We start from the raw sequence: 2705 nt of genomic DNA, 5'->3' as shown, positions 1-2705 counted from the left end.
GCCTTGGCCTTGGCGGCACCGCGCCATTTTTCCTTGATCTTGCCGCCCCGGACGTCGTGCTCGGCGCCGCCCAGATAGGAGCCCTCGATCTCGGCACCGAGAACCGCTGGACCCATCTGCTGGTTGTAGCCGGCCTGAACGCCGCCGCTGAGACCATTCCTGCCGGCAAACGGGTTCGGCATCCCGGTGAACGCCGTGCCGCCATGCACGCCGACATAGGCGCCGCTCCACTGGAACGCGGGGGGATCATTGTAGGCGGGCGAAAGGTCGGCGGCCATCGCCGGCCCCAGGAGGTACATGGCAAGGGCACTTGCCGTCAGGATGATCTTTGCTTGAGAGAACACTGCATTACTCCAACACACGCGCGCATCCGGCAATCGATGCGCAGGTTTCCCGAAGAACTCGACCGTTGAGGCGGTCGGGCTCCGATTTGGTGTCTTTCAGGGATGGTTGCGCGGTCCTGGGACTGGCTTTCGCCAGTTGTGGTAGGGGGTCAGATCGCCCGCGCGGCCAATCGCCTGAAAGACGCCGACCGTCTCGCAGGCGAAAATTGCACGCACATTGCGGGAAATCGAAAAATGAAGGTTTTTCGCTTTGTTTTCAATAAATTAAAGCGATGTTGTTTACGCAAATTTAACAGTCTGGCGCGGGTTTAGTCCGTTTGGCAGCACAAGCCTGCCATGCAATCGCGCGGTGCAGGCCGTTGGCATCCCGCAAAACTCCCGGCTTGAAGCGGACAAGCCAAGTGCGTATGTCTGGCCGACGCCCTCGAGCCTGGGTGCCTCAATCGGGAGACGAGCCTTGTCCGCACTGACGCGCTTTCTTGGCGACTCGCCGCTCAAGGTGATCCTGAAACTGCTGGTGGTGTCTTTCCTCGTCGGCCTGGTCATGAATGCCTTCGGCTGGTCGCCGATGGATGTGCTCTACGGCATCCGGAAGTTCTTCATGGACCTGTGGAATCTCGGCTTCCACGCCATCGACCGCTTCCTCGGCTATATCCTGCTGGGCGCGGCTATCGTCGTGCCGGCCTTCATCCTGCTCAGGCTTGCCAACTACCGGAAGTAGAGCATGATCCCGAAAAGTGGGAACCGGTTTTCTCGGACAAACGGAAACCGTTTGTCCCGAGATCATGCTTGAAGAACTACCGGGCGTAGCCTGCGGCGACCTCGAACAGGATGGCGTGGCGCGCGGCAAGGGCGGGCACATCGGTGGAATAGCCACCGCCGATGACGCCGCAGACCGGAACGCCCTGCGCGCGAAAATGGCTGATGACCATGTCGTCACGGGCGCGCAGACCGTCATCCGACAGCGACAGCCTGCCAAGCCGGTCATCTGCATGGACGTCGACGCCGGCATTGTAGAACACGATGTCCCAATGCGCCTGGGCGGACAGCTCCGGCAGGATGGCGGCGAGCCTCTCGAGATAGGCAGCGTCACCCGTGCCATCGGGCAGCGCGACATCGAGGTCGGAGGCGATCTTGCGCACGGGGTAGTTGCGGTCGCCATGCATGGAAAAGGTGAACACGCGCGGGTCATCGGCGAGAATATCCGCCGTGCCGTCGCCCTGGTGCACGTCGAGATCGACGACCAGGATGTTTCGTGCCGCGCCTTCGGCCAGCAGCACCAATGCGGCGACGGCGACATCGTTGAAGGTGCAGAAGCCCGCGCCTTGCGCGCGCCGCGCATGGTGGCTGCCGCCGGCAGTGTTGCAGGCGATACCGTGGCGCAAGGCCAGCCGCGCCGCCAGCACCGTGCCGCCGGTGGCAAGCTGCGCGCGCAGCGAGACGCGGGGGCCGATCGGAAAACCGATCTCGCGTTCGATCTTTTCGGGCACGCGGCAGTTGACGACCTGGTCGACATAGTCCGCCGCATGGGCAAGCTCCAGCCATGAAGCCGGCGCCGGTTCGGCGGTGCTGAGCGCCTCGGGGCCGGCGAGGCCGCGTGTCCGCAGCGCCTCCATCAGCAGGGGATATTTGCTCATCGGAAAGCGATGGTTGACGGCGAAGCCGGCGTCGTAGTCGGGATGATGGACGATCTGCAGAGGCATGAACTCGTATCCGGCTGGCTCACGCCAGACCGGGATTTCGGTTGGCCGTCAAGGGATAGGTGATTGCGCGGTGGCCGGAAAATGGGGCACATCGACGGTTCCATCAAGCCGCAATCAGCAAGGCAGCAATCCTTGGACAAAGGTGCAACCCCAGCCGACGCCGGATCCCCGATCCTCTCGGGATCGCCGATTCACTCCGGATCATTTGTCGTCACCAACCGCTCCGTGCTCGCCATCGCGGTGCCGATGACGCTAGCCTATCTGACGACGCCGATGCTCGGCCTGGTCGACACGGCTGTCGTCGGCCAGTTCGGCGATGCCGCCTTGCTTGGCGGCCTGGCGGCCGGCGCATTGATCTTCGACGTCGTCTTCACCTCTTTCAATTTCCTGCGCTCGGGCACCACCGGCCTTGTCGCACAGGCGTTCGGGCGTGGCGATGCCCTGGAGGAACAGGCGGTGTTCTGGCGCGCCGTGCTGATCGCGGTTATCGCCGGCATCGTGCTCGCTGCCCTTGCGCCGCTGGTCGCCATCGCCGGGCAAAAATTCATGGGCGCCGAACCGCGCGTCAGCGAGGCGATGGGCGTCTACATCAGGATCAGGCTGCTTGCAGCCCCCTTTTCGCTGATCAACTACGCCATCCTCGGCTACGTGCTGGGGC

3 protein-coding genes and 1 pseudogene are annotated in these 2705 nt (G+C 63.4%); 2 read left to right on the top strand and 2 right to left on the bottom strand.

The annotated features are described in order from the left end of the window. Positions 1 to 344, bottom strand: a pseudogene (locus tag EN884_RS32160) (porin family protein); the annotation flags it as partial. 457 nt (positions 345 to 801) lie between these two features. Here EN884_RS32160 and EN884_RS32155 point away from each other — a divergent pair. Further along, positions 802 to 1065: a DUF6460 domain-containing protein gene (locus EN884_RS32155; RefSeq protein ID WP_013533620.1), complete on the top strand. Its 264-nt coding sequence runs from the start codon at positions 802 to 804 to the stop codon at positions 1063 to 1065. 76 nt (positions 1066 to 1141) lie between these two features. Here the strand turns inward: EN884_RS32155 and EN884_RS32150 are convergent, their stop codons facing one another. Then, positions 1142 to 2047 carry a histone deacetylase gene (locus EN884_RS32150; protein WP_063170026.1) on the bottom strand — a complete coding sequence of 302 codons (906 nt, stop codon included), beginning with the start codon at positions 2045 to 2047 and terminating at the stop codon, positions 1142 to 1144. Between the two features lie 171 nt (positions 2048 to 2218). Between EN884_RS32150 and EN884_RS32145 the strand changes: the two genes are divergently transcribed. Continuing rightward, a partial coding sequence (locus tag EN884_RS32145) for an MATE family efflux transporter (protein ID WP_245492022.1) occupies positions 2219 to 2705 on the top strand: 487 nt, incomplete at its 3' end.

Source organism: Mesorhizobium sp. M7A.F.Ca.AU.001.01.1.1, assembly GCF_004022735.1.
GTDB lineage: Bacteria > Pseudomonadota > Alphaproteobacteria > Rhizobiales > Rhizobiaceae > Mesorhizobium > Mesorhizobium ciceri.
Note: the sequence above shows the minus strand (reverse complement) of the source record. Positions and strands in the feature narration are given on the sequence as shown.

Coding starts and splice junctions, on each gene's coding strand:
- EN884_RS32150 (WP_063170026.1), bottom strand. CDS start 2,047: ATGCCTCTGCAGATCGTCCATCATCCCGACTACGACGCCGGCTTCGCC.